Source organism: Streptomyces oryzae, assembly GCF_017676365.1.
GTDB classification, from domain to species: Bacteria; Actinomycetota; Actinomycetes; order Streptomycetales; family Streptomycetaceae; genus Streptomyces; species Streptomyces oryzae.
In genome coordinates, this window is the sequence record NZ_JADKMA010000142.1 from 1 (window position 1) to 20006 (window position 20006).

At 70.3% G+C, this 20006-nt stretch carries 22 protein-coding genes and 3 pseudogenes; 13 read left to right on the forward strand and 12 right to left on the reverse strand.

What is annotated here, in order from left to right:
• Window positions 1-42: 42 nt before the first annotated feature.
• On the reverse strand, window positions 43-546 hold the full coding sequence (locus ITI46_RS23945) for a GNAT family N-acetyltransferase (protein WP_209241793.1): 504 nt from the start codon (window positions 544-546) through the stop codon (window positions 43-45).
• 34 nt (window positions 547-580) lie between these two features.
• On the opposite strand from ITI46_RS23945, the pseudogene ITI46_RS34990 reads away from it, so the two are divergent.
• Window positions 581-1046 (forward strand): annotated as a pseudogene (locus ITI46_RS34990) (MFS transporter); the annotation flags it as partial.
• Here ITI46_RS34990 and ITI46_RS23955 read toward each other — a convergent pair.
• On the reverse strand, window positions 967-1479 hold the full coding sequence (locus ITI46_RS23955) for a DUF2269 domain-containing protein (RefSeq protein WP_209241795.1): 513 nt from the start codon (window positions 1477-1479) through the stop codon (window positions 967-969). The pseudogene ITI46_RS34990 and the gene ITI46_RS23955 overlap by 80 nt on opposite strands.
• Window positions 1480-1621: 142 nt before the next feature.
• Between ITI46_RS23955 and ITI46_RS23960 the strand changes: the two genes are divergently transcribed.
• The 3 genes from ITI46_RS23960 to ITI46_RS36110 all read left to right on the forward strand — a co-directional run bounded on the left by ITI46_RS23960 (window position 1622) and on the right by ITI46_RS36110 (window position 5396).
• A complete protein-coding gene (locus ITI46_RS23960; RefSeq protein WP_209241796.1) occupies window positions 1622-2332 on the forward strand; it encodes an HAD family hydrolase in 711 nt (236 codons plus the stop codon).
• Between the two features lie 211 nt (window positions 2333-2543).
• On the forward strand, window positions 2544-4004 hold the full coding sequence (locus ITI46_RS23965; RefSeq protein WP_209241797.1) for a globin domain-containing protein: 1461 nt from the start codon (window positions 2544-2546) through the stop codon (window positions 4002-4004).
• A 99-nt stretch (window positions 4005-4103) separates the two neighbouring features.
• The gene (locus ITI46_RS36110) at window positions 4104-5396 is read left to right on the forward strand and encodes a pyridoxamine 5'-phosphate oxidase family protein (RefSeq protein ID WP_372452053.1); all 1293 of its coding nucleotides are present in this window, start codon (window positions 4104-4106) and stop codon (window positions 5394-5396) included.
• Window position 5397: 1 nt separating this feature from the next.
• Here the strand turns inward: ITI46_RS36110 and ITI46_RS23975 are convergent, their stop codons facing one another.
• On the reverse strand, window positions 5398-5901 hold the full coding sequence (locus tag ITI46_RS23975) for an NUDIX domain-containing protein (RefSeq protein ID WP_209241809.1): 504 nt from the start codon (window positions 5899-5901) through the stop codon (window positions 5398-5400).
• A 224-nt stretch (window positions 5902-6125) separates the two neighbouring features.
• Entirely contained in the window at window positions 6126-7571 is a 1446-nt protein-coding gene (locus tag ITI46_RS23980) for an MFS transporter (protein ID WP_209241798.1), read from the reverse strand.
• Window positions 7572-7733: 162 nt separating this feature from the next.
• On the opposite strand from ITI46_RS23980, the gene ITI46_RS23985 reads away from it, so the two are divergent.
• Window positions 7734-8300, forward strand: a complete 567-nt coding sequence (locus ITI46_RS23985; protein ID WP_209241799.1) for a TetR/AcrR family transcriptional regulator — start codon at window positions 7734-7736, stop codon at window positions 8298-8300.
• 93 nt (window positions 8301-8393) lie between these two features.
• Here the strand turns inward: ITI46_RS23985 and ITI46_RS35570 are convergent, their stop codons facing one another.
• Window positions 8394-8522: a hypothetical protein gene (locus ITI46_RS35570; protein ID WP_280634818.1), complete on the reverse strand. Its 129-nt coding sequence runs from the start codon at window positions 8520-8522 to the stop codon at window positions 8394-8396.
• 81 nt (window positions 8523-8603) lie between these two features.
• Here ITI46_RS35570 and ITI46_RS35000 point away from each other — a divergent pair, with 81 nt between their 5' ends.
• Window positions 8604-8948, forward strand: coding sequence for a recombinase family protein (locus tag ITI46_RS35000; RefSeq protein WP_307808299.1), 345 nt, complete (start codon window positions 8604-8606; stop codon window positions 8946-8948).
• Between the two features lie 5 nt (window positions 8949-8953).
• A complete protein-coding gene (locus ITI46_RS23990; protein WP_307808300.1) occupies window positions 8954-10159 on the forward strand; it encodes a recombinase family protein in 1206 nt (401 codons plus the stop codon).
• Here ITI46_RS23990 and ITI46_RS23995 read toward each other — a convergent pair.
• Together ITI46_RS23995 and ITI46_RS35005 are read right to left on the reverse strand one after the other, a co-directional pair.
• Window positions 10131-10319, reverse strand: coding sequence for a hypothetical protein (locus tag ITI46_RS23995; RefSeq protein ID WP_209241800.1), 189 nt, complete (start codon window positions 10317-10319; stop codon window positions 10131-10133). The two genes, ITI46_RS23990 and ITI46_RS23995, sit on opposite strands and share 29 nt — an antisense overlap.
• Window positions 10316-10549: pseudogene (locus tag ITI46_RS35005) on the reverse strand (replication initiator); the annotation flags it as partial. The gene ITI46_RS23995 and the pseudogene ITI46_RS35005, both read right to left, overlap by 4 nt.
• 214 nt (window positions 10550-10763) lie before the next feature.
• On the opposite strand from ITI46_RS35005, the gene ITI46_RS24000 reads away from it, so the two are divergent.
• A complete protein-coding gene (locus ITI46_RS24000; protein ID WP_209241801.1) occupies window positions 10764-11342 on the forward strand; it encodes a dihydrofolate reductase family protein in 579 nt (192 codons plus the stop codon).
• A gap of 90 nt (window positions 11343-11432) precedes the next feature.
• Here the strand turns inward: ITI46_RS24000 and ITI46_RS24005 are convergent.
• A pseudogene (locus tag ITI46_RS24005) lies at window positions 11433-11657 on the reverse strand (IS256 family transposase); the annotation flags it as partial.
• Between the two features lie 66 nt (window positions 11658-11723).
• Complete coding sequence (gene thiC, locus ITI46_RS24010) at window positions 11724-13514, reverse strand: phosphomethylpyrimidine synthase ThiC (RefSeq protein WP_209241802.1); 1791 nt, start codon at window positions 13512-13514, stop codon at window positions 11724-11726.
• Between the two features lie 197 nt (window positions 13515-13711).
• Here thiC and ITI46_RS24015 point away from each other — a divergent pair, with 197 nt between their 5' ends.
• Window positions 13712-15172 carry a YibE/F family protein gene (locus tag ITI46_RS24015; RefSeq protein ID WP_209241803.1) on the forward strand — a complete coding sequence of 487 codons (1461 nt, stop codon included), beginning with the start codon at window positions 13712-13714 and terminating at the stop codon, window positions 15170-15172.
• A gap of 5 nt (window positions 15173-15177) precedes the next feature.
• On the opposite strand, the gene ITI46_RS24020 is transcribed toward ITI46_RS24015, so the two are convergent.
• Window positions 15178-15396, reverse strand: coding sequence for a DUF5326 family protein (locus ITI46_RS24020; protein WP_209241804.1), 219 nt, complete (start codon window positions 15394-15396; stop codon window positions 15178-15180).
• 188 nt (window positions 15397-15584) lie between these two features.
• Window positions 15585-15902, reverse strand: coding sequence for a cupin domain-containing protein (locus ITI46_RS24025; RefSeq protein WP_209241810.1), 318 nt, complete (start codon window positions 15900-15902; stop codon window positions 15585-15587).
• 81 nt (window positions 15903-15983) lie between these two features.
• Here ITI46_RS24025 and ITI46_RS24030 point away from each other — a divergent pair, with 81 nt between their 5' ends.
• The 4 genes from ITI46_RS24030 to ITI46_RS24045 are packed head-to-tail and all read left to right on the forward strand — an operon-like array spanning window position 15984 to window position 19016.
• Window positions 15984-16355 carry a phage holin family protein gene (locus ITI46_RS24030; protein WP_209241805.1) on the forward strand — a complete coding sequence of 124 codons (372 nt, stop codon included), beginning with the start codon at window positions 15984-15986 and terminating at the stop codon, window positions 16353-16355.
• 12 nt (window positions 16356-16367) lie between these two features.
• Window positions 16368-16862 (forward strand): low molecular weight protein-tyrosine-phosphatase, encoded by a 495-nt coding sequence (locus tag ITI46_RS24035; protein ID WP_209241806.1) that lies wholly within the window; start codon window positions 16368-16370, stop codon window positions 16860-16862.
• A complete protein-coding gene (locus ITI46_RS24040; RefSeq protein ID WP_209241807.1) occupies window positions 16862-17782 on the forward strand; it encodes a fructosamine kinase family protein in 921 nt (306 codons plus the stop codon). Before ITI46_RS24035 ends, ITI46_RS24040 begins: the two co-directional genes overlap by 1 nt.
• A 49-nt stretch (window positions 17783-17831) precedes the next feature.
• Window positions 17832-19016: a cystathionine gamma-lyase gene (locus tag ITI46_RS24045; RefSeq protein WP_209241808.1), complete on the forward strand. Its 1185-nt coding sequence runs from the start codon at window positions 17832-17834 to the stop codon at window positions 19014-19016.
• Between the two features lie 21 nt (window positions 19017-19037).
• On the opposite strand, the gene ITI46_RS24050 is transcribed toward ITI46_RS24045, so the two are convergent.
• Window positions 19038-20006: hypothetical protein (locus ITI46_RS24050; protein WP_247746493.1), on the reverse strand; the 969-nt coding region annotated here is incomplete at its 5' end.

Below are 20006 nucleotides of genomic sequence, written 5' to 3' on the forward strand. Positions count from 1 at the left end.
GTCTCGGCCCCTCGCCCCTCGCCGCTCGCGCCCCCGCCCCCTTCAGTCCAGCGGCATCTTGAAGCCCAGGTGGGACGCCTGGAAGCCCAGACGCTCATAGAAGCGGTGGGCGTCGACGCGGGTGGCGTCGGAGGTGAGCTGCACCAGCGCGCACCCCTGGCGCCGCGACTCGGCGACGGCCCACTCGATGAGCCGGGTGCCCAGGCCGCTGCCGCGGAAGTCGGCGTGGATGCGTACCGCCTCGATGAGTGAGCGGACGGCTCCGCGGCGGGAGAGGCCCGGGATGATGGTGAGGTGCAGGGTGCCGGCCATCGTGCCGCGCAACTCGGCGACGACCAGGTGCTGGTTGGCGTCCGCGTCGATCCGGTCGAAGGCGGCGCGGTACGGATCGAGGTCCGACGGGGTCTCCCGGCGGGCGCCCAGCGCGTCGTCGGCGAGCATGGCGACGAGACCGGGGATGTCCTCGGCCGTTGCCCGGCGGACGGTGAACTCCTGGTCGGACGGCTCCTGGGCGCGGTCCGCCGAGCCGGTGGAATTCGTGGTCATCCCCCGCACGATACGCCCGGGTGCGCGTCCCCCCGCAGCCGCCTCAGCCCTCGGAGCTGCCTCGGCCCTCGGCAAGGTGGCGGCGGCGGTCACTCTCGCGCTCATCGGCGCGTTCGGTTTCGCCACCGTACCGCCGCTGCTGGGGGCACCTGCCGGCCGAAGGCTGGGGGAGGGTGCTCGACCAGACGGCGAAGGCGCCCACCCTGGCCTCTGCCATGAACATCGGCGCCTTCAACCTCGGCAACGCGCCGGCCACCTGGCTCGGCGGGCTGGTGCCCGGCGCCGGGCTCGGGCCCACCTCGCCGAACCTGGTGGGCGCCGCGCTCGCGCTGGGCGCCCTGATGCCGACGGTGACCTCGGCCCTGCTGGGGCGTTCGGCCGCGGCGCGCAAGAGGGCTTTCCCGGCAACGGGGGCCGCGCCTACCCACGACGCACCCGCACTCTCTCCCGAGCAGTGCGGCCCCGCTTGGTCGGCCCCCAGGGCTTCAGCACGGAGATGACCGTCATGAACGTATAGGCGGCCAGCGAGATGACCGGCGGGATCACCAGCTCGTACGGCAGCACGGGGCGCCCGGCGAGCACATCGGCGAGCGTGCTGTCGATCCGTACCCGGAAGGCGAATACGCTCGCCAGCGCCGCGGCCAGGGTGAGCCAGAACTTGATCCACACCCACCAGTACCGCGCCAGCCCCCACCTGGTGCCCAGCGACAGCAGCACCCCGCTGACCAGGGTGACCAGCGCGAGCGGAGCGAGCAGCCAGTCGGCGAAGACCTTCATGGAGCGGTACGACGCCTCGGCCACCGCGCCCGAACCGGTCAGCGCGGCGGTGAGACCGAGCGCGAGCAGACACAGCGTCATGCCCAGCCAGCCGGCCGAGGCGCAGACGTGGAGCGCGAGGGTGCCTCTACGGGCACGTCGGGTGAGTTGCCGCATGCTGCCGACTGTGCCGTCGCACGCCGCCGGCGGCGTCTGACGGCGGGAGTATCGACGGCTACTCGCCCCCGAGTACGTGGCGGAGCCGTCGCTGCTTCCAAGGCCCGTTGCGCGCCGGCCGGACGGCCGTACGATCGCGGGTATGCATCCGGATCAGCACGCCGACGCGCGACCGGCGCCGGGAGAGGCACGCGCCCGGCTTCACCTCTTCGACCTCGACGGCACTCTGCTGTACGGTTCGGCGGCCTCCGTGGAGATATCACGGCAACTCGGCGTGGAGCGCGAGATCCAGGAGCTCGAACGCGCCTTTGCGGAACGGAAACTGACACCTCCACAGTTCGCCCTGCAGGCGTGCGCGCTGTGGGCGGCGCTCAATGACGAGATCGTCGGTGCCGCCTTCGACCGGGCGCCGTGGCTGGCGGGTATTCGGGAGGTGTGGGCAGACATCAGGGCCAACGGGGAGCGGTGTGCCGTCATTTCGCTCTCGCCGGATTTCTTTGTGCGCCGACTACGCGATTGGGGGGCCGAGGTTACCCACGGTTCACGGTGGCCGGAGGTTCCGCGTGCAATTCCGAACGGAAGTACGAAGTATCCGACGCGTCCCCTCGATCCCGCCGGGATTCTTTCGCCGTCGTCAAAGGTCAAGATCGCGAAGGAGCTGTGCGCCCAATTCGGGCTCGGCGTCCAGGACTGCGTGGCCTATGGTGACTCTCTGTCGGACACCGAGCTGTTCGCCGCCGTTCCGGTCTCCGTCGCGGTAAACGCCGATCAACATGTCCGCTCCCTCGCATCGCACCACTACACCGGCCGTGATCTCCGTGACGCCTACGGACTCGTCTCCCTGGCACGGTAATTCATGTTCGCGTTCCGAATGACGGAATTCACCGGAACCGCGAACGGGGGTTGTGGCGTGAAGGCTTCACGGTATGGTCGGTTCCCTCCCGCATCGTGCTGTAAGGACTGCAAAGGTTTCCTCGCTCGATGTTCGCAGGGGGCGGTTTACCGGAACTTTCGGAACACGGATGTGCACAGAACGTCCGGAAGAGGTACGAGGCGAGGCGAGCATGACCACCATGTCGGGCAGCGACGGTGCGTCCGCCGGTGGCAGCGGCGGACGGGGATGGTTCACCCCGGCGTCCGATGGCGCACCCGCGGAGCGCCCCGCGCCAGGCACACTGGACGCGGCACAGGCCCCGCGGGGCACCGGGACGGCTGCGGCCGAGATGGGACCGGAAGCCGAAGTGGAACCGACGGCGGCTCCCGGCCAGGCGGCGGCTCCTGGCCAGGCGGCAGCCGCCGAGCCGTCGGCAGTTCCCGGCCCGGCGGCGGCCCCCGTGGCGGAGCCGGCCGCGTCCTCCGTCGTCGTACCGGCCCCCGCCGAGGAACGGGCCGCCGATTCCGAGCTGATCCGGGCTTCCATGGCCGAGCTGGAACGTTCCTCCGCCGCGGCGACTGCGTACTTCTACGCGCTGCTGTTCGTCCAGTACCCGCAGCTGCGCGAAATGTTCCCCGCGGCCATGGACAACCAGCGCGACCGGCTCTTCCGCGCGCTGCTGACCGCGGTGCGCCTCTACGACGACGGCAAGCTGCTCGGCGACTACCTCGCCAACCTGGGCCGCGGCCACCGTAAGTACGGCACCCTGCCCACCCACTACCCGGCCGTCGGCGAGTGCCTGATGGCCGCGATCGCTCGATACGCGCCGACCAGTTGGGGTCCGCGCACCGAGGCCGCCTGGGTGCGTGCCTACACGGCCATCTCCCAGACGATGATCGACGCGGCGGCCGAGGACGAGCGCAGGGCACCGGCCTGGTGGGACGCGGAGATCGTCTCGCACGAGCTGCGCACCCCGGAGATCGCCGTGATCACCGTACGCCCCGACCAGCCGTACCCGTTCCGTGCCGGGCAGTACACCAGCCTGGAGACGCCCTGGTGGCCACGGGTGTGGCGGCACTACTCCTTCGCCTCGGCCCCCCGTCCCGACGGGCTGCTCACCTTCCACGTCAAGTCCGTGCCCGCCGGGTGGGTCTCCTCCGCGCTGGTGCAGCGCGCCCGGCCCGGCGATGTGCTGCGGCTCGGCCCGCCCGCCGGCTCGATGATCGTCGACCACCGCGCCGACAGCGGACTGCTGTGCCTGGGCGGCGGCACCGGAATCGCCCCCATCAAAGCGCTGGTCGAGGACGTGGCCGGGCAGGGGAGACCGCGCCCGGTCGAGGTCTTCTACGGCGCACGCACCAATCACGACCTCTACGACCTTGACACCATGCTGCGCCTCCAGGACCGGCACAGCTGGCTGTCCGTACGCCCGGTCGTCGCGGCGGGCGCGGCACAGGCGGCGGCACAGGCGCTTGCGGGCGAGCTTCCCGACGCGGTACGCAGATACGGCCCGTGGTCCGCGTACGACGGCTATCTGTCCGGACCGCCCGGAATGATCAGGACCGGGGTCGAGACATTGGTCGGGCTCGGCATCCCGAGCCACCGCATACGCCACGATTCCCTCGACGAACTGGTCGCGCAGGGGGCGTAGATGGTGAGGTATGCGGATCGGCGTGGCTGCCGAGGGCCGGAGACCCGCACCCGACTGCGCAGCGATTGTCCGGAATCAGCCGGTTGAGGAAAGGGACGAGTGGCGGCGTTGAGTGACGCGAACGGATACGGCGACGGGCCCGCGGGACACATAGCGGCCACGGGCCACGACGCGGACACGGAGCACGGCCCGCCGCGGCTGCCCGGCAGCGACGGCGAGCACAGGCTCCAGCAGCGGATCGGTTCGGACGCCAGAGCCCTCCGGTTCTACCAGGACCAAGTGCTCGACCATCTCAACGAGCGGATGCAGGAGTTCACCCGCCAGCAGGAGATGTTCTTCCTCGCCACCGCCGACCGCCACGGCGAGTGCGACAACAGCTTCCGCGCCGGGCCGCCCGGATTCCTCCAGGTGCTCGACGAGCGGACGCTGGTCTTCCCGGAGTACCGGGGCAACGGGGTGCACGCCAGCCTCGGCAACATCGGGGAGAACCCCCATGTGGGCCTGCTCCTCATCGACTTCCTCCGGGCCAGGATCGGACTGCACATCAACGGCCGTGCCGAGGTGCTGGACGACGCCGAACTCCGCCCCTGGGTGCCGGACCTGCCGCAGGACCCGGTGCCGGGACGGCGAGCCGTGCTGTGGGTGCGGGTCGAGGTGGAAGAGGCGTACATCCACTGCGCCAAGCACATCCCCCATCTCCAGAAGGCCCCGCGCCGCCCCGCCCGGGAGTGGGGCACCGACGACTACAAGCGCAAGGGCGGCGACTTCTTCGGCGCCGCCCGGGACGCCCGTGAGGCCCGCGAGTCCCGTGAGCCACGTGAGGCCCGTGAGCCACGTGAGGCCCACCGGGCGGCAACGGGAGGGACGGAGAGGGCTGCGGAGCCCGCCGCCGGGCCCGCAGCTGAGACAGGCGCTGCCGCGTCCGCCGTCCAGCCCGCCGCCGCGTCCCCCGCGCAGCCCGCTGCCGATCCCGCGTCGGCGGAGCCGGCCGGCGCGCTCGGCGAGGAGACCCTCCTGCTGGCGGCACCGCCGGTCCCGGCCGAGCTCCCTGCCACCGCCGACACGGAGAAACCCGAGGCCCCGCACATCCCGCCGGTCTCCGCAGCGCCGCCAGCACCCGCCCAAGAACCCGCCCACGAACCGGCCCAGGAACGGACCCAGGAACCCGCGCCGGTGCCGCGCCAGCGGCAGCCGGCTCCGACCGCGTCCTCCGCCGTCTCCGCCGCCAGGTCGGCGCGCTCCGGCCATGGATACGCCGCCGAGCACGCCCGGGACATCTCCGCCTGGCGGCTGGAGGCCGAACGGGCGCTGGCCGAGGCGCAGCGCCGGGGCCGCAGCGCGGAGTCGGACGACGCACGCGAAGCCGCCCCGTTCCAGGGCTGGTTCGGGTAGGTCAGCTCAGGTCGGGGGCCAACAGGGCCTGGATGCCCTCGATGTTGGCGGCGAGGTAGGACCGCAGCGAAGGGGGCACGACCTCGACGGAGGTGACGCCCTGCGGCGTGAAGGGCAGCCGTACGATCTCGTACTCCCCTTGTGGCTCATCGACTTCGGGTCCGTGCCGTAGGCGGGGGTTCATCGAGACGAGCCGGCACACGAAGAAGTGCTGTACCTTCACTCCACCCGGCGTCTCCGCGGGGTCACTCACCGTGTCCACGAAGGCGGGCACCACATCGGTGATCTCGGCCCCCAGCTCCTCGGCCACCTCGCGGTGCAGCGCGTCCACCACGGTCCGGTCCACCTCGGGTTCGACGCCGCCCCCCGGAGTGATCCAGTACGGCTCCTGACCGGGCTTGGTGCGCTTGATGAGGATCAGCTCCACGGACCGGCCCCGGCCGTCACCGGGCGCGAGGAGGATGGCGCGGGCAGTCCGCTTGACCACGGGACGTTCGACGAACATGCAGGAGATCTGGCCCACAACGCCCTTGGTCAAACCCTCCGCTTTCGTCACTGTGCGTGGTGGACAGTTAAATCTACCGATAAGTCCATACCGATAAGTGATTGGACACTGACGTTGAGTCAACTACTCTTGTCGTCTGCGCAGCTTCGCGCGTAGAGCCGAGCAGCGCAGCAGAGCCGGGCGGTTCGTGGCAAGAGGGGGGAGCCACGAACCGCCCTTCGTCCTCAGGAACCGGCGACCGCGGCCGGGTCGGTTGATTGTTCCCGCTCTGCGGAGGCGTCCTGCGGCCTGGGCCTCACCAGCCACAGACCGGTGAACACCGCGCCGGCCAAGGTGACCGCACCGGCGGTGACGAAGGCGGTGTTCAGACCGGCCTCGAAGGAGGCCCCGCCGGATTCCCGGGTGCGGACGACGGCTCCGAGCACCGCCACCCCGAGCACTGCGCCGATCTGCCGGGTGGTGCTGCTGATCCCCGACGCGAGGCCGCCTTCCTGCGGGCTGACTGCCTGGATGGCGGCGCCGGTCAGCGGCGACATGGTCAGCGCGAAGCCGATGCCGGCGAGCGCCATCCGCCACCACACATTCGAGTAGCCGGTGTCGGCGTGCACCAGGCCCAGGGTCAGCAGTCCGAGTCCGGCCAGTGCCAGGCCGATGGTGACCACGATCCGGAAGCCGTACCGGGCGGCCAGCCGGCCCGCGTACGGACTGACGACCACCATGGCGAGGGAGGTCGGCAGGGTCTGCAGGCCGGCGCGCAGCAGCGAACTGCCCTGGACGTACACGAAGAACTGGGAGAAGAAGAACGACGAACCCATGAGCGCGAAACCCACCACGACCATGGCGGTGTTGGACACGGTGAACAGCCGCTGCCGGAACAGCCCGAGCGGCAGCATCGGAGCGGAGCGACGGCCTTCGACGGCGACGAAAGCGGCGAGGACGACCACCGCGGCGGCGAAGCTGCCCAGGATCACCGGCGAGGTCCAGCCGCGGGAGCCGCCCTCGATCAGCCCGTAGGCCAGCGCGCCCACTCCCAGGACGGACAGGGCAGTGCCCGGGACGTCGATCGCGGGAGCACTCGCGTTGCGGGACTCGACCACGACGCGCAGACCGGCCAGCAGCAGGACCACGCCGATGGGCAAGTTGACCAGGAAGATCGCCGGCCAGCCGAAGGCGTCCGCCAGCACACCGCCGGCCACCGGCCCGGCGGCCAGGCCGATCCCGCTGAATCCGGCCCACAACCCGATCGCCTTGACCCGGTCCTGCGGAACGGGATACGCGGCAGCAAGCAGGGCCAGCGAGGCAGGGCTCAGCGCTGCGGCCCCGATGCCCTGCAGCACCCGTCCGGCGACCAGCCACCCGACCGAGGGCGCGATGCTGCACAGCAGCGACGCGACGGTGAAGACCGCCACCCCGGTCAGATACACCCGCTTGCGGCCGAAGCGGTCGGCGAAGACACCGCCGGACAGCAGCAGCATGGCGACCAGCAGTACGTAGGCGTCGACGATCCATTGCAGACCGGTCAGTCCGGTGTGCAACCGGTGCTGCATGTCAGGCAGCGCCGCACCGACGATTGTGTTGTCGAGCAGCACCATGAACTGACCCAGGCAGGTCACCGCGAGCAGCGCGGCCCGGTTCGATCGACTGCCCACGGCCACAGGCGACGCAGCCATGTGGATTCCTCCCCATTGATCCGTTGGGGCCCGGCTGCGACGGTCGGCCGACGCGGCAGTAACGACAGCCCGGGCACCTAAACGCAGTCGTGTCCTGCGTTAGGCGGACTGTAAGGCGGCTCGGCGCACAAACGCAAGTGCGGACTGCGTTAAGGTGAAGGGATGGATGACCGGCAGCGACCCCGGCGGCCCGGCGGCCGTAGCGCCCGCGTCCGTGCGGCAGTGCACCAGGCCGTCACCGACCTGATCAGCGAACGCGGCTACGGCAACTTCACCGTCGGCGAGGTCGCAGCCCGCGCGGGCGTGGCCGACAGCAGCATCTACCGCCGGTGGGGAAGCCTGGAGACGCTGCTCACCGACGTCGTGCTCACCCGCCTCGAGGAGCGGTCGCCGATGCCCGACACCGGGAGCCTGGCCGGCGACCTGCGCACCTACGCGGCAAACGTGGCCCGCGAGATCACCGGCCCTGACGGCTTGGCAGTGCTGCGCCTTGCTGTTGCCCTGTCCAGCAACGGCCAACAGGACCTGCAGGCGCGTGACGCGTTCCTCGCCGAACGCGCCCGGCAGCTGCAGCTGATGCTCGACCGCGCCCGCGACCGCGGCGAGCAGCCACCCGACGTGCTCGCTGTGCTGGACCACATCATGGCCCCGATGTACATCCGCGTCCTGTTCGGCGCGGGCCCGCTCACCCCGGACTACGTCGACGGGCTGGTCGACCGCTTGCTGTGACCCCAACCTCGTCGAGGGGCTCCATGACCGCGATGGCGGCCGGACGAAGCGGCCCCGGAGAGCCGGGGCCGCTTGACCGGTGCGGGGGCTGGATCAGTTCGTGAGGGGCAGATAGACGCGGTTGCCCGCCTCCGCGAACTCCCGGGACTTCTCGGCCATTCCGGCCTCGACCTCCTCCATGGTGGCCCCGTGCTGCTCGCGGATCTCCTGGGAGATCTTCATTGAGAAGAGCATCGCTAGATGTGGCACATTCGCTACCGCGGTCTTGCCCCGACAGGGCCACGGGACAGGGGGAGGAACCCGGTGGCGAAGCGTGAAGAGGTCATCAGCAGGTTGCGAGGGGTCCCCGAAGGGCTGCCCTCGGTCGAGGAGGTCCGAACAAGGCTCGCTGCGGACCCGTCGCTGAAATGTGTGGTCTGCTACGCCCGCATCTCTTTCGACGGCCGGGTGAAGGACGCGCACGGCATCGAGGACCAGCACCGCGACATGACCGGCGAGGCTGCCAAGTTGGGATGGCTGGTGGTCTACCGGTACACGGACAACGACAAGAGCGCCAGCAAAGAGACCGTCATCCGTGACGACTTCGAGCAGTTGATCAATGACCTGAAGACAGGTACCACCCCGAGGGGTACCCGATCCACGGCGTGATGGCCGTGAACGATGACCGTCTCTACCGGCGCCCCAGCGACTGGGAGCGCTACCTGAAGGCGTTCACGGCGCACGAGGACCGGGTCTACCACGACTCCAACGGAGTGCAGGACCTGTACGCCGAGGGCTTCGAGATCAAAGGACTGGTGGGCGTCGCCATGTCTCTCAGTGAGACACGCAAGAAGCAGCGACGCACCCGGAACAGTCACCGCAGCCGCGCCATCCGGGGCAAGTCCGTGGCCGCATGGCGCCCCTTCGGGTGGGACGACGATCGGGTCACTCTCCGCCCGAAGGAAGCCGAGGCGATCCGTAAGGCCGTACACGACGTCATCGCCGGAGCCTCCATTTCCGAGATCACGCGGCAGTGGAAGGAGGCCGGATTCATCACGAGCCGCGGCAACCTCTTCCAGTACCAGACCGTCAAGCAGGTGCTCTTGAACGCGCGCCTGTGCGGCTACCGGGAGGTCAGAGGGGAACTCGTCCGAGACGGGGATGATCAGCCGATCGTGGGCGAGTGGGACGCGATCATCACGCCGAAGGAGTGGTACGCCGTCACCGCCACAATCAGGGAGCGGGGGCGGGGAACGGGCCTTCCTCGCGGCGGCCTGGTCCACAAGTACCTGCTCACCGGCATTCTCCGCTGTGGCCACGTGTTCGAAGACGGGACCGTGTGCAACAACAAGATGATCGGGATCAAGGCGAACGACTGGGTGAGGTACGAGCACGCCTACATGTGCAAGAAGACCGTGGACGGCGGCTGTAACAAGACGTACAAGCGCGGCGACAAGACCGACAAGGCCATCGAGCGGCTGGTGATCGCCAAACTCAAGCAGGAGGCCGAAGCCGCCTCCCAGGAGGTGCCGGAGTGGAACAAGGGCGACGACTTGGAGCGCGCTGTTCGGAGTCGTAAGGCGCTGGAAACCCGCTGGCACGAGGGAGAGATCGACGACGAGACGTTCTTCAGGAACCTCCCCGCTCTCGAAGCCCGGGTCAAGGAACTCCGCGCGGACCAAGCCGACTACCTGGCGAAGAAGGCGGCAGCCGAGTCCGCAAGAGAGGACATCGCCACGTCATGGGGGTCCAAGACGCTGACCCAGCGGCGGGAGCTGATCAAGAAGGCTGTACATGCGATCGTCGCGCTCCCTGGCGGTAAGGGGAACAAAGCCTTCGACCCCGAACTGCTCAAGCCGGTTTGGCGTTCCGCCGAGTGAGCCGCACACCCAGGATCACACCCATGGCACGCAACTGATCGTCCGAGAGCGGCGGTGACTGGCGTATATGACGCTCGATCCGCTCGATCCACTCCGTCACCGCCGCCTCTTCGGCCGTCTCATCCTCTCGCTCGGTCTGCCCCGCTGGGGTGTTGGTCATCTCCTGCCACCGTCGGCCGACGCGGAGACTTCGCACGCTTCTTCACGGTTCCGGGCGAGGTCCGATGCGATCCTTGTCGCTATGAGCGCTGCGCCGGGTGTGTGACCGGAGCCGACGTAACGCCAGTGCCGTTCAGTGATCACGCCGGTATCGCCCGGCGCGTCTGGTTCCCGTTCGTGTTGCGCTCGCTCCTCACGAAGGAGGGCGTACGTCGTTGAGTAGCTGCGCGACTTGGTGAGGACGAGGAATCGTCAAGACCTGTGGATCGGCATGCCGCGCTCTTCTTCCCACGCCGTGTCGCCGACCATGCCACCGTCCTGGCCGGAGTCAAGCCCTGGAGCCGCGTCTGGGGCGGCCGGGCTCCAGAAGGCCAGCGGCGATGATTTTGGCCGTCGTTCGCGGTCTGTCTCTTGAACCTGATCAGCCGCACTCGAGGAGAGCAACGTGACCGCTACCTACACCTTCGACGTCTTTTCCACCCTCGACGGCTACGGCGCCCACATCGGCAACTGGGGCGGCTACTGGGGCAAGCAAGGTCCCGAGTTCCTCGAGCGACGCCTCGCCTTGTACGACCAGGAGCAGCGGATGGTCTTCGGGGCCAACACGTATCGGGCGCACTCCCAGATGCTGGCCTCGGGCATCGAGGAGTCCGAGCTGAGTGACCCCTGGGTCACCCGGATGAGAAACCTGCCGGCAACGGTGGTGTCAACCACGCTGAAAGAACCCCTCGACTGGCCGGACGCGACCGTCGTGCGCGGAGACCCTGTCGACATCGTCGCCCGGCTCAAGGAGGAATCCGAGGTGCCGTTGCGCTCGCACGGCAGCCTGTCGCTGAACCGGGCGCTGCTGGCCGCCGGGCTGGTCGACCGCGTCCAGGTGACGCTCTTCCCCGTGATCAACGGCCTGACCGGAGTAGACCCTGTCTTCCAGGGTGCGGCCGACTTCGATCTCGAGCTGATTGAGAGCCGGACGCTCGACGGCCGCACCCAAGAGCTCATCTACCGGCCAGCCCTGCATGTCTGAGTCCACCCATGCACCCACGCCTCCAAGCAGCCGAACCTGACCCGGAAGTTCCCTAGGACCGGCATCCGACGGGTCGCAGGGCCGCCTTGGTCACGCGGCTTGCTGGTCACCGAGCTGGCCGCGTTCGAAGCGGGCTCCGGCCCGGACCAGGGCGACCAGGTGGGGCGCGTTCACCGCCCGCCACCGCTGCTGGGCAGACTCGACGAGCTTGAAGACCATGGCCAGGACGGCGGCGCGGGAGCCGGCCCCGCGGGTGACCTTGGTCCGCAGCCGGACGGTGGAGAAGGTCGACTCGATGGGTTCGTGCTCCGCAGGTGGAGGCCCCACCAGGCGAAGCGGCCCCGGGAGAACCGAGGCCGCTTGACTGGCGAAGCCGTCGGATCAGTCCGTCAGCGGCAGGTAGACGCGGTTGCCCGCTGCCGCGAACTCCCTCGACTTCTCCAGCATTCCCGCCTCGATTTCCTCGGCGGACGCGCCCTCTTCACCGCCGAACTGCTCTGTGATGCTTCTACTAATCTTCATGCTGCAGAATTTCGGCCCGCACATGGAGCAGAAGTGTGCGGTCTTGGCAGGCTCGGCCGGCAGGGTCTCGTCGTGGAAGGAGCGGGCCGTGTCCGGGTCGAGTGCCAGGTTGAACTGGTCCTCCCAGCGGAACTCGAAGCGCGCGTCGGAGAGTGCGTCGTCCCAGTCCTGGGCTCCGGGGTGGCCCTTGGCCACGTCTGCCGCGTGGGCCGCGATCTTGTAGGTGATCACGCCCGTCTTGACGTCGTCCCTGTCCGGCAGGCCCAGGTGTTCCTTCGGGGTGACGTAGCAGAGCATCGCCGTGCCCCACCAGCCGATCATCGCCGCGCCGATGCCGCTGGTGATGTGGTCGTAGGCGGGGGCTATGTCCGTGGTCAGCGGGCCCAGGGTGTAGAAGGGGGCCTCGTCGCAGACCTCCTGCTGGCGGTCGATGTTCTCCTTGATCTTGTGCATGGGCACATGGCCAGGGCCCTCGATCATGGTCTGTACGTCGTGTGCCTTGGCGATCCGGTTGAGCTCGCCCAGGGTGTCCAACTCGGCCATCTGCGCGGTGTCGTTGGCGTCCGCGATCGAGCCGGGGCGCAGCCCGTCGCCGAGCGAGAACGTCACGTCGTACGCGCGCAGGATCTCGCACAGCTCGCTGAAGTGCTCGTAGAGGAAGCTCTCCTTGTGGTGCGCCAGGCACCACGCGGCCATGATCGAGCCGCCGCGCGAGACGATTCCGGTCTTGCGGCGGGCGGTGAGCGGGACGTAGCGGAGGAGGACGCCCGCGTGCACCGTCATGTAGTCGACGCCCTGCTCGCACTGCTCGATGACGGTGTCCTTGTACACCTCCCAGGACAGCTCCTCGGCCTTGCCGTCCACCTTCTCCAGCGCCTGGTACAGCGGCACCGTGCCGATGGGGACGGGGGAGTTGCGCAGCACCCACTCGCGGGTGGTGTGGATGTTGCGCCCTGTCGAGAGGTCCATGACGGTGTCGGCGCCCCAGCGGGTCGCCCATGTCATCTTCTCGACCTCCTCCTCGATGGAGGAGGTGACGGCCGAGTTGCCGATGTTGGCGTTTACCTTCACCAGGAAGTTCTTGCCGATGATCATCGGCTCGGTCTCCGGGTGGTTCACGTTGACGGGCAGTACGGCGCGGCCCGCGGCGATCTCGTCCCGGACGAACTCGGGGGTGAGGTTCTCGCGGAGGGCGACGTACTCCATCTCCGGCGTGATCTCGCCCCGCTTCGCGTACGCGAGCTGGGTGACGGCGCTGCCGGCACGGGCCCGGCGTGGCTGGCGGGGGCGGCCGGGGAAGACCGCGTCCAGACCTGCCAGATCAGTCGCTCCGCTCCTCAGCAGTCCGCCGCGGGGGCTGGTGTGCTTGAGGCCGTCGTCCTCGGGCCGCAGTTCACGGCCCGCGTACTCCTCGGTGTCTCCCCTCTGGATGATCCAGTTCTCGCGCAGCGGCGCCAGACCGCGGCGCACGTCGGTGTCGATGTTGGGGTCGGTGTACGGCCCGGAGGTGTCGTAGAGCGTCACGTCCTTGCCGTTGGTGAGATGCACGCGGCGGACCGGCACCCGGATGTCGGGGCGCGGCCCTTGCAGATATCCCTTGTGCGAGCCGATCTCGTTTTCGGCGCGCGCGTGTGCATCCTGCGTGGTCATGAGACCCACTCCCTACGCCGGCATTACCCGGTAACAGGTTCGGCGGTCGGCGCAGCCGTTTCCGTGGTCCTCCACGGAGGTCAGCGCCCTCTCAGCCCCGTGCTCGGAGCTCCCGCGATGTGCAAAGGCGTCTCTACGCTAACGGCACACGGGCGGGACTGAACACCCCGCACGGCCGTTCTTGCGATGATCGGGCGGTGACCCACTCCGAAGCCCCCGGCCCCGCGCACCCTCCGGGCTCCGTGCCCGGCCACTCTCCTGCCCCCGGAGACTCCCCCGCCCCCGGCCACGCGCACTCCCACGCGCACGCACACGGGCCCGCCGCGCCCGTCTCCCGCCATCTGCGGAAGGTCATCGCGACCGTGCTCGTACCGTTCGCGGTGGCCGTGCTGGCGGGGTTGGTGGTGCTGTGGCCGGGCGGCGCACCGGGCCACAAGCACGACCACTCCGGACTCGGCTTCGACCGGCCGACATTTGACGCGAAGGTCGTCGAACTGGCCGAGGTGGACTGTGAGAAGGCCAACATCCGCCAGCCGCCCGCCTCCTCGGGCGGTACGGCGCAGACCCCGGGCGGCCCCGAGCAGGGCGGCGGCTCGCACGGCCCGTGCCGCAAGGCGACGATCGAGGTCACCGAGGGCAAGGACAAGGGCCGTACGTTCAGCGAGGCGGTGCCGCCGGACGCCACCCGGACCTATGAGGTCGGCCAGGGCGTTGTCGTCGCGTACGCGGAAAAGGCGCCGCGCGACCTCCAGTACAGCGTCGTGGACACCAAGCGCGATGTGCCGATGCTGCTGCTCGCGGGCATTTTCGCGGTGGTGGTGGTGCTGGTGGGCCGGCTGCGCGGGGTGCTGGCGCTGGTGGGTCTGGTCATCAGCTTCGCCGTGCTGACGCTGTTCATCCTGCCCGCGATATTGCAGGGCTCGAACCCGCTGGTGGTCGCCGTCGTCGGGGGCAGCGCCATCATGCTGGCCACGCTGTATCTGTGCCACGGACTGTCGGCCCGTACGTCGGTGGCGGTGCTGGGCACGCTGGTGTCGCTGCTGCTGATCGGGCTGCTGGGGTCGCTGTTCATCGGCTGGGCGCACTTGACGAGCAACACCGACGACCAGACCGGACTGGTGCACGGGCTCTATCCGGGCATCGAGATCCGCGGGCTGCTGCTGGCGGGCGTGCTGATCGGCTCGCTCGGTGTGCTCGACGATGTGACGGTCACCCAGACGTCGGCCGTGTGGGAGCTCAGGGAGGCGGATCCGGGGGCGAGTTGGCGCCGGATCTACCGTTCGGCGATGCGGATCGGGCGCGATCACATCGCGTCCGTGGTCAACACCTTGGTGCTGGCCTACGCGGGCGCTGCGCTGCCGTTGCTGCTGCTGTTCTCGATCGCGCGGAGCGATGTGTCGATGGTCGCCACGAGTGAGGTGGTCGCCGAGGAGATCATCCGTACGCTCGTCGGCTCCATCGGGCTGGTCGCTTCCGTCCCGGTCACCACCCTGCTGGCCGCGCTGGTCGTCTCCGCGGACCGCAGTGGGCGTCCACTGGGGGCTCCGCCGGGCATTCCGGCACCCTCATCCGGTGCCCAGGCGGCCCCGGCGGCCCCGGCGGCAGCGCGCCGCCCCGCAGTCAGCGGCGGCCGCGGCCGCCGCCGCAAACCGAAGTGAGGGGGTCACCAGTCACTGCGGCTGGAACTGCCGGCCTTGAAGCGGCGGACGAGGTAGACGACTCCGCCGGCCAGGGCGACGAAGATCAGCACCTTGAACAGCAGACCGACGAGGAAGCCGACCACGCTGGCGATCAGGCCGCCGAAGACCACCAGCGCGATGGCCGGTATGACGATCCATGTGACCCACCACGGCAGGCCGGAGAGGGTGCCTTTCGCGTCCATGACTGTGTGCTCCGTCTCTGAGAGTTTTCGAAGGCTTCGTGCCCTCTGCTCTCGATGCTAGAGCGGGCCGAAAGGCGGCGGGGCCGTCCGGGCCCCGGTCCTCCCCTGAATCCGACCCTGAGGCGACCCTGAAACCTCGGGTACCGGGGAAACCCGGCGCACCGGGCGGAAACGGCGCACCGGGCGTCTCAGCTCTCCGGGGGCGAGAAGACCACCAGGACCCGCAGATCCTCCGAGATGTGGTGGAACTTGTGCGTCACCCCGGCCGGTACGTACACGACGCTGCCCCGCGCCACGTACGTCGTCTCGTCCCCGACGGTGATCGAGCCGCGCCCGCTGACGACGAAGTACACCTCATCCTGGGCGTGCGGCTGCTGCCGGTCGGCGGCGCCCGCGTCGAGCGCGTACAGCCCGGCCGACATATTGCGCTCGTGCAGGAACCGCAGGTACGCGCCGTCGTTGGCGGCGCGCTCCGCCTCCAGTTCGTCCAGCCGGAATGCCTTCACGCTGTCCCCTCTCCCGGGCTCCACGGGCCGGTCCCGTTGGCCCGTCTCCCCGGCCCGGCGGCTGTCTGCCACGATCTGAGTATGAACTTCCTCATCAAGACGCTGGCCAACGCCGCAGCCCTTGCCGTGGCGACCTGGCTGCTCAGCGATATCGAGCTGACCGGCGGTTCCGGGGGTGAGAAGGCGCTGACGCTGCTCGTCGTCGCCCTGATCTTCGGCGTCGTCAACGTCGTGGTCAAGCCGATCGTGAAGCTGCTCTCGCTGCCGCTGCTGGTGCTCACGCTCGGGCTGTTCACCCTGGTGATCAACGCGCTGATGCTGATGCTGACGTCGTGGGTCGCGGACAAGCTGGATGTGAGCTTCCACGTGGACGGGTTCGGCACGGCGTTCCTCGGCGGCCTGATCATCTCGGTCGTCGCGTGGGCCCTCCACATGGCCCTGGACCGGGACTGAGGGCCGGGCCGCATGTACCGCGTCTGTTTCGTGTGCACGGGCAACATCTGCCGCTCGCCCATGGCCGAGGCCGTCTTCCGCGGCCAGGTGCGGGAGGCGGGGCTCGACGGGCTGGTCGAGGTCAGCAGCGCGGGCACCGGCAGCTGGCACCTGGGCGAGGACGCCGATCCCCGGACGGCAGCCGTACTGGACGCCGCCGGCTACCCGCTCCGCCACACCGCGCGGCTGTTCGAGCCGGACTGGTTCGACCGGCACGATCTCGTCGTCGCGCTCGACGAGGGCCACGCCGCCGAGCTGCGGTCCATGGCGCGCAGCACCGCCGAGGCCGCGAAGGTGCGGCTGCTGCGCTCCTACGACCCCGAGGCCGACCCGGACGAGCTGAGCGTGCCCGACCCCTATTACGGCGGCTCGCGCGGCTTCGACGAGTGCCTGGCCATGGTGGAGGCCGCCGTTCCGGGGCTGCTGTCGGAGGTCGGCGCGGCGCTCGAGGCACGGGAGGCCGGCTGATGGACGGGGCCGCGCGCGCGGGCCGGAGCCTGGAGCGGCGCGTCGCCCAGCTGCTGGGGTACGCCGTCGCGCATGCCGCTCCGGTCGGCGGTGGCTCGATCTGTGACGCCTACCGGGTCTCCGGCGGCCTCGGCGGCGAGCAGAACGGAGGACCGTTCGAGACCGTCTTCGCCAAGTCGCTGGACGCCGCGCCCGCCGACTTCTTCGCCGCCGAGGCCGCCGGACTCGCGCGGCTCCGCGCCACCGGCACCGTCCATGTGCCCGAGGTGTACGCGGCCGAGCGCGAGGTGCTCGTCCTGGAGTGGGTGGAGCCGGGGGCACCGGACCGGGCGGCCGCGGAACGGTTCGGGCGCCAACTGGCCGCGCTGCACGAGAGCCCGGCGCCGTCCTGGGGGACGCCCGGCGAGCCCTGCTACCTGGGCCCGTTGCCGCTGACGTCACCGCCTGAACCGGTGATGGAACCGGCGGCCTGGCCCCGCTTCCACGCCGAGCACCGGCTGCTGCCGCTGCTGCGCGCCGCCGTGGACAGTGCCCATATCGCGCCGCAGGACGCGCGGGACGTCGAGCGGCTGTGCGAGCGGCTGGACGACGAGGCCGTCGCGGGCCCGCCGCAGCCGCCCGCCGTGATCCACGGCGACCTGTGGTCGGGCAATGTGCACTGGTCGGCGGACGGCCGAGCCGTACTGATCGACCCGGCGGCGCAGGGCGGCCACCCGGAGACGGACCTGGCGATGCTCCAGCTGTTCGGCTGCCCCGAACTGCCCCGCATTCTCGCCGCGTACGAAGAGGTACGCCCGCTGCCGGGACGCCAGGCCCGGGTACCGCTGCACCAGCTCCAGCACCTCCTCGTCCATGCCGTGCTCTTCGGCGGCGGTTACGGTGCTCAGAGCGGCAGCGCCGCGCGGGGCGCGCTCGGGTGAGCGCTGCGGCCCCGCGATTACGTGCCGGAGAACGCTGCGAGGAGGCACCATGACCGCACCGGAAGAGCCGCCGCTCACCGGTCCCCGTCTCGACTACGGCCCGGCCAACGACGCCGACGGCACCCGCGTGGTGCGGGCCGGGCTGCCCGCCGAGGAACCGTACGAGCCGCCGCTGCCCGGTCCCGTCTTCGCCGCGCACTACCACCTGCCCGGCGAGGTGGAGGGCGCCCCGTACGCGTACGGGCGGGACGCCAACCCCACCTGGTCGCGGCTGGAGCAGGCGCTGGCCGAGCTGGAGGCGCCCGGCGATCCGGACGCCGAGGTGATCACCTTCTCCTCCGGGATGGGCGCGATCTCCGCCGTGCTGTTTTCGCTGGCCCGGCCCGGGCAGACCGTGGTGCTGCCCTCGGACGGCTACAACCAGCTGGCGGAGATGCGCGAGCGGCTGGAGGGCCTCGGCGTACAGGTGCGTACCGCTCGCACGGGCGGTGATGCGCAGCTCGCCGAGGTGGACGAGGACGTGAGCCTGCTGTGGCTGGAGACGCCCTGCAACCCGGGGCTCGATGTCTGCGACATCCGCAAGCTGGCCGACGCGGCGCACGAGCGGGGCGCACTGGTGGCCGTGGACAACACGCTGGCCACCCCGCTGGGGCAGCGCCCCCTGCTGCTGGGCGCCGACATCTCGGTGGCCAGCGGCACCAAGGCGCTGACCGGGCACGGCGATGTGCTCCTCGGCTATGTCGCCACCCGCAACCAGCAGGTCGCCGCAGCGGTACGCGCCTGGCGCAAGACGGTCGGCGCGATTCCGGGCCCGATGGAGGCGTGGCTGGCACACCGTTCGCTGGCCACGCTGGACGTACGCACCCAGCGCCAGGCGGGGAACGCGCTCGCCGTCGCGGAAGCGCTGACCGCGCGCCCCGAAGTGCGCGACGTCCGCCATCCCGGGCTGTCCGACGACCCGTCACATCCGCTGGCAGCGCGGCAGATGAGCCGCTACGGCTGCGTCGTCTCCTTCACCCTCGCCGACGAGGCGCATGCCAACCGGTTCCTGTCCCAGCTGCGCCTGGTGGACAACGCCACCAGCTTCGGCGGAGTCCGTTCCACGGCGGAACGCCGGGGCCGTTGGGGCGGGGACCAGGTGCCGGACGGCTTCATCAGGCTGTCGGTCGGAGTGGAGGACAGCGCGGACCTGGTGACGGACATCCGCCGTGCCCTGGACGAGGCCGCCGGCTGAGACGGCAGAGACCCCCAGGGCTCAGGCCGTGGGGGTCTCGGGGCCGCCGTACTCGGGGCTGGAGTAGTCGGGGCTGCTGAAGCGCGGCCGGGCGTGCGACTCCTCCGCCGCCTCGGACGAGGGCCGGCTGGAGAACCCGGGGTGCGAATAGCCGAGCCGGCTGCCGGACTGCTGCGGCACATACGCGGCCGGAGCCTGCTGAGGACCGTCCGGATCGGCCAGCGCCTCGCGGAGGAACGGCACGATGCCCCGTTCCAGCAGCGCCTGGCGCCAGGCGGCGCGGGCCAGCGCCACCTCTTCCTCGAGGCGGCTGCCGCCCGGATCCGCGCCCTTTCCGCCCCCGCCCGAGGCCCGGATCGCACTGGCGCCGTTGCGCAGCGCCGTCAGCAGCAGGCCCGCCATGGCCACCAGGATCCCGGCAGCGGCGAACGCCGCGAACACCCAGCCCGCGCTGCGGATCGGCCCCGCGACGGCGGGCTCGGGGGAGAGCAGCCGCAGCGCGTACCCCAGCAGCAGGAAGACGACCGCGGCCGTGGCTGCCAGCACGGGGGCGAGCACCGAGACGACCGCCACCAGCCCGGCGCCCGACGCCTCGGCGAGGGATTCGCCGCCCATCGCACCGACCAGCTTCTCGCCGACGCTGCCGCCGCCGCCCTGGCCGGGGCCGCGCAGCTCGGCCGCGCCGTCCCCGCTCCCGGAGCCGCTCCCGGCCCCGCCCCGCACACCGCCGGGGACGCCCGAGACCGAGGGCGCGTTCTCCGGTCGGCGCAACTCCTCCCGGAGCCGCACGAATTGCCGGTACTCCGCCTCGGCGCAGGCGGCTATCGCGGTGGCTGCGCTGAGCGCCATCGTGCGCAGCTGCTCGGCGTTCAGCCGTTGTCCGATCGCCGCCAGGTCGGGGCGTCGGTGAGCGGTTCGCAGTGCCTCGTCGAGGACCCGCTCGAACTCGGGCCGGTCTTCGCGCAGCAGGTGCGGAGCGCTGTTCATGTG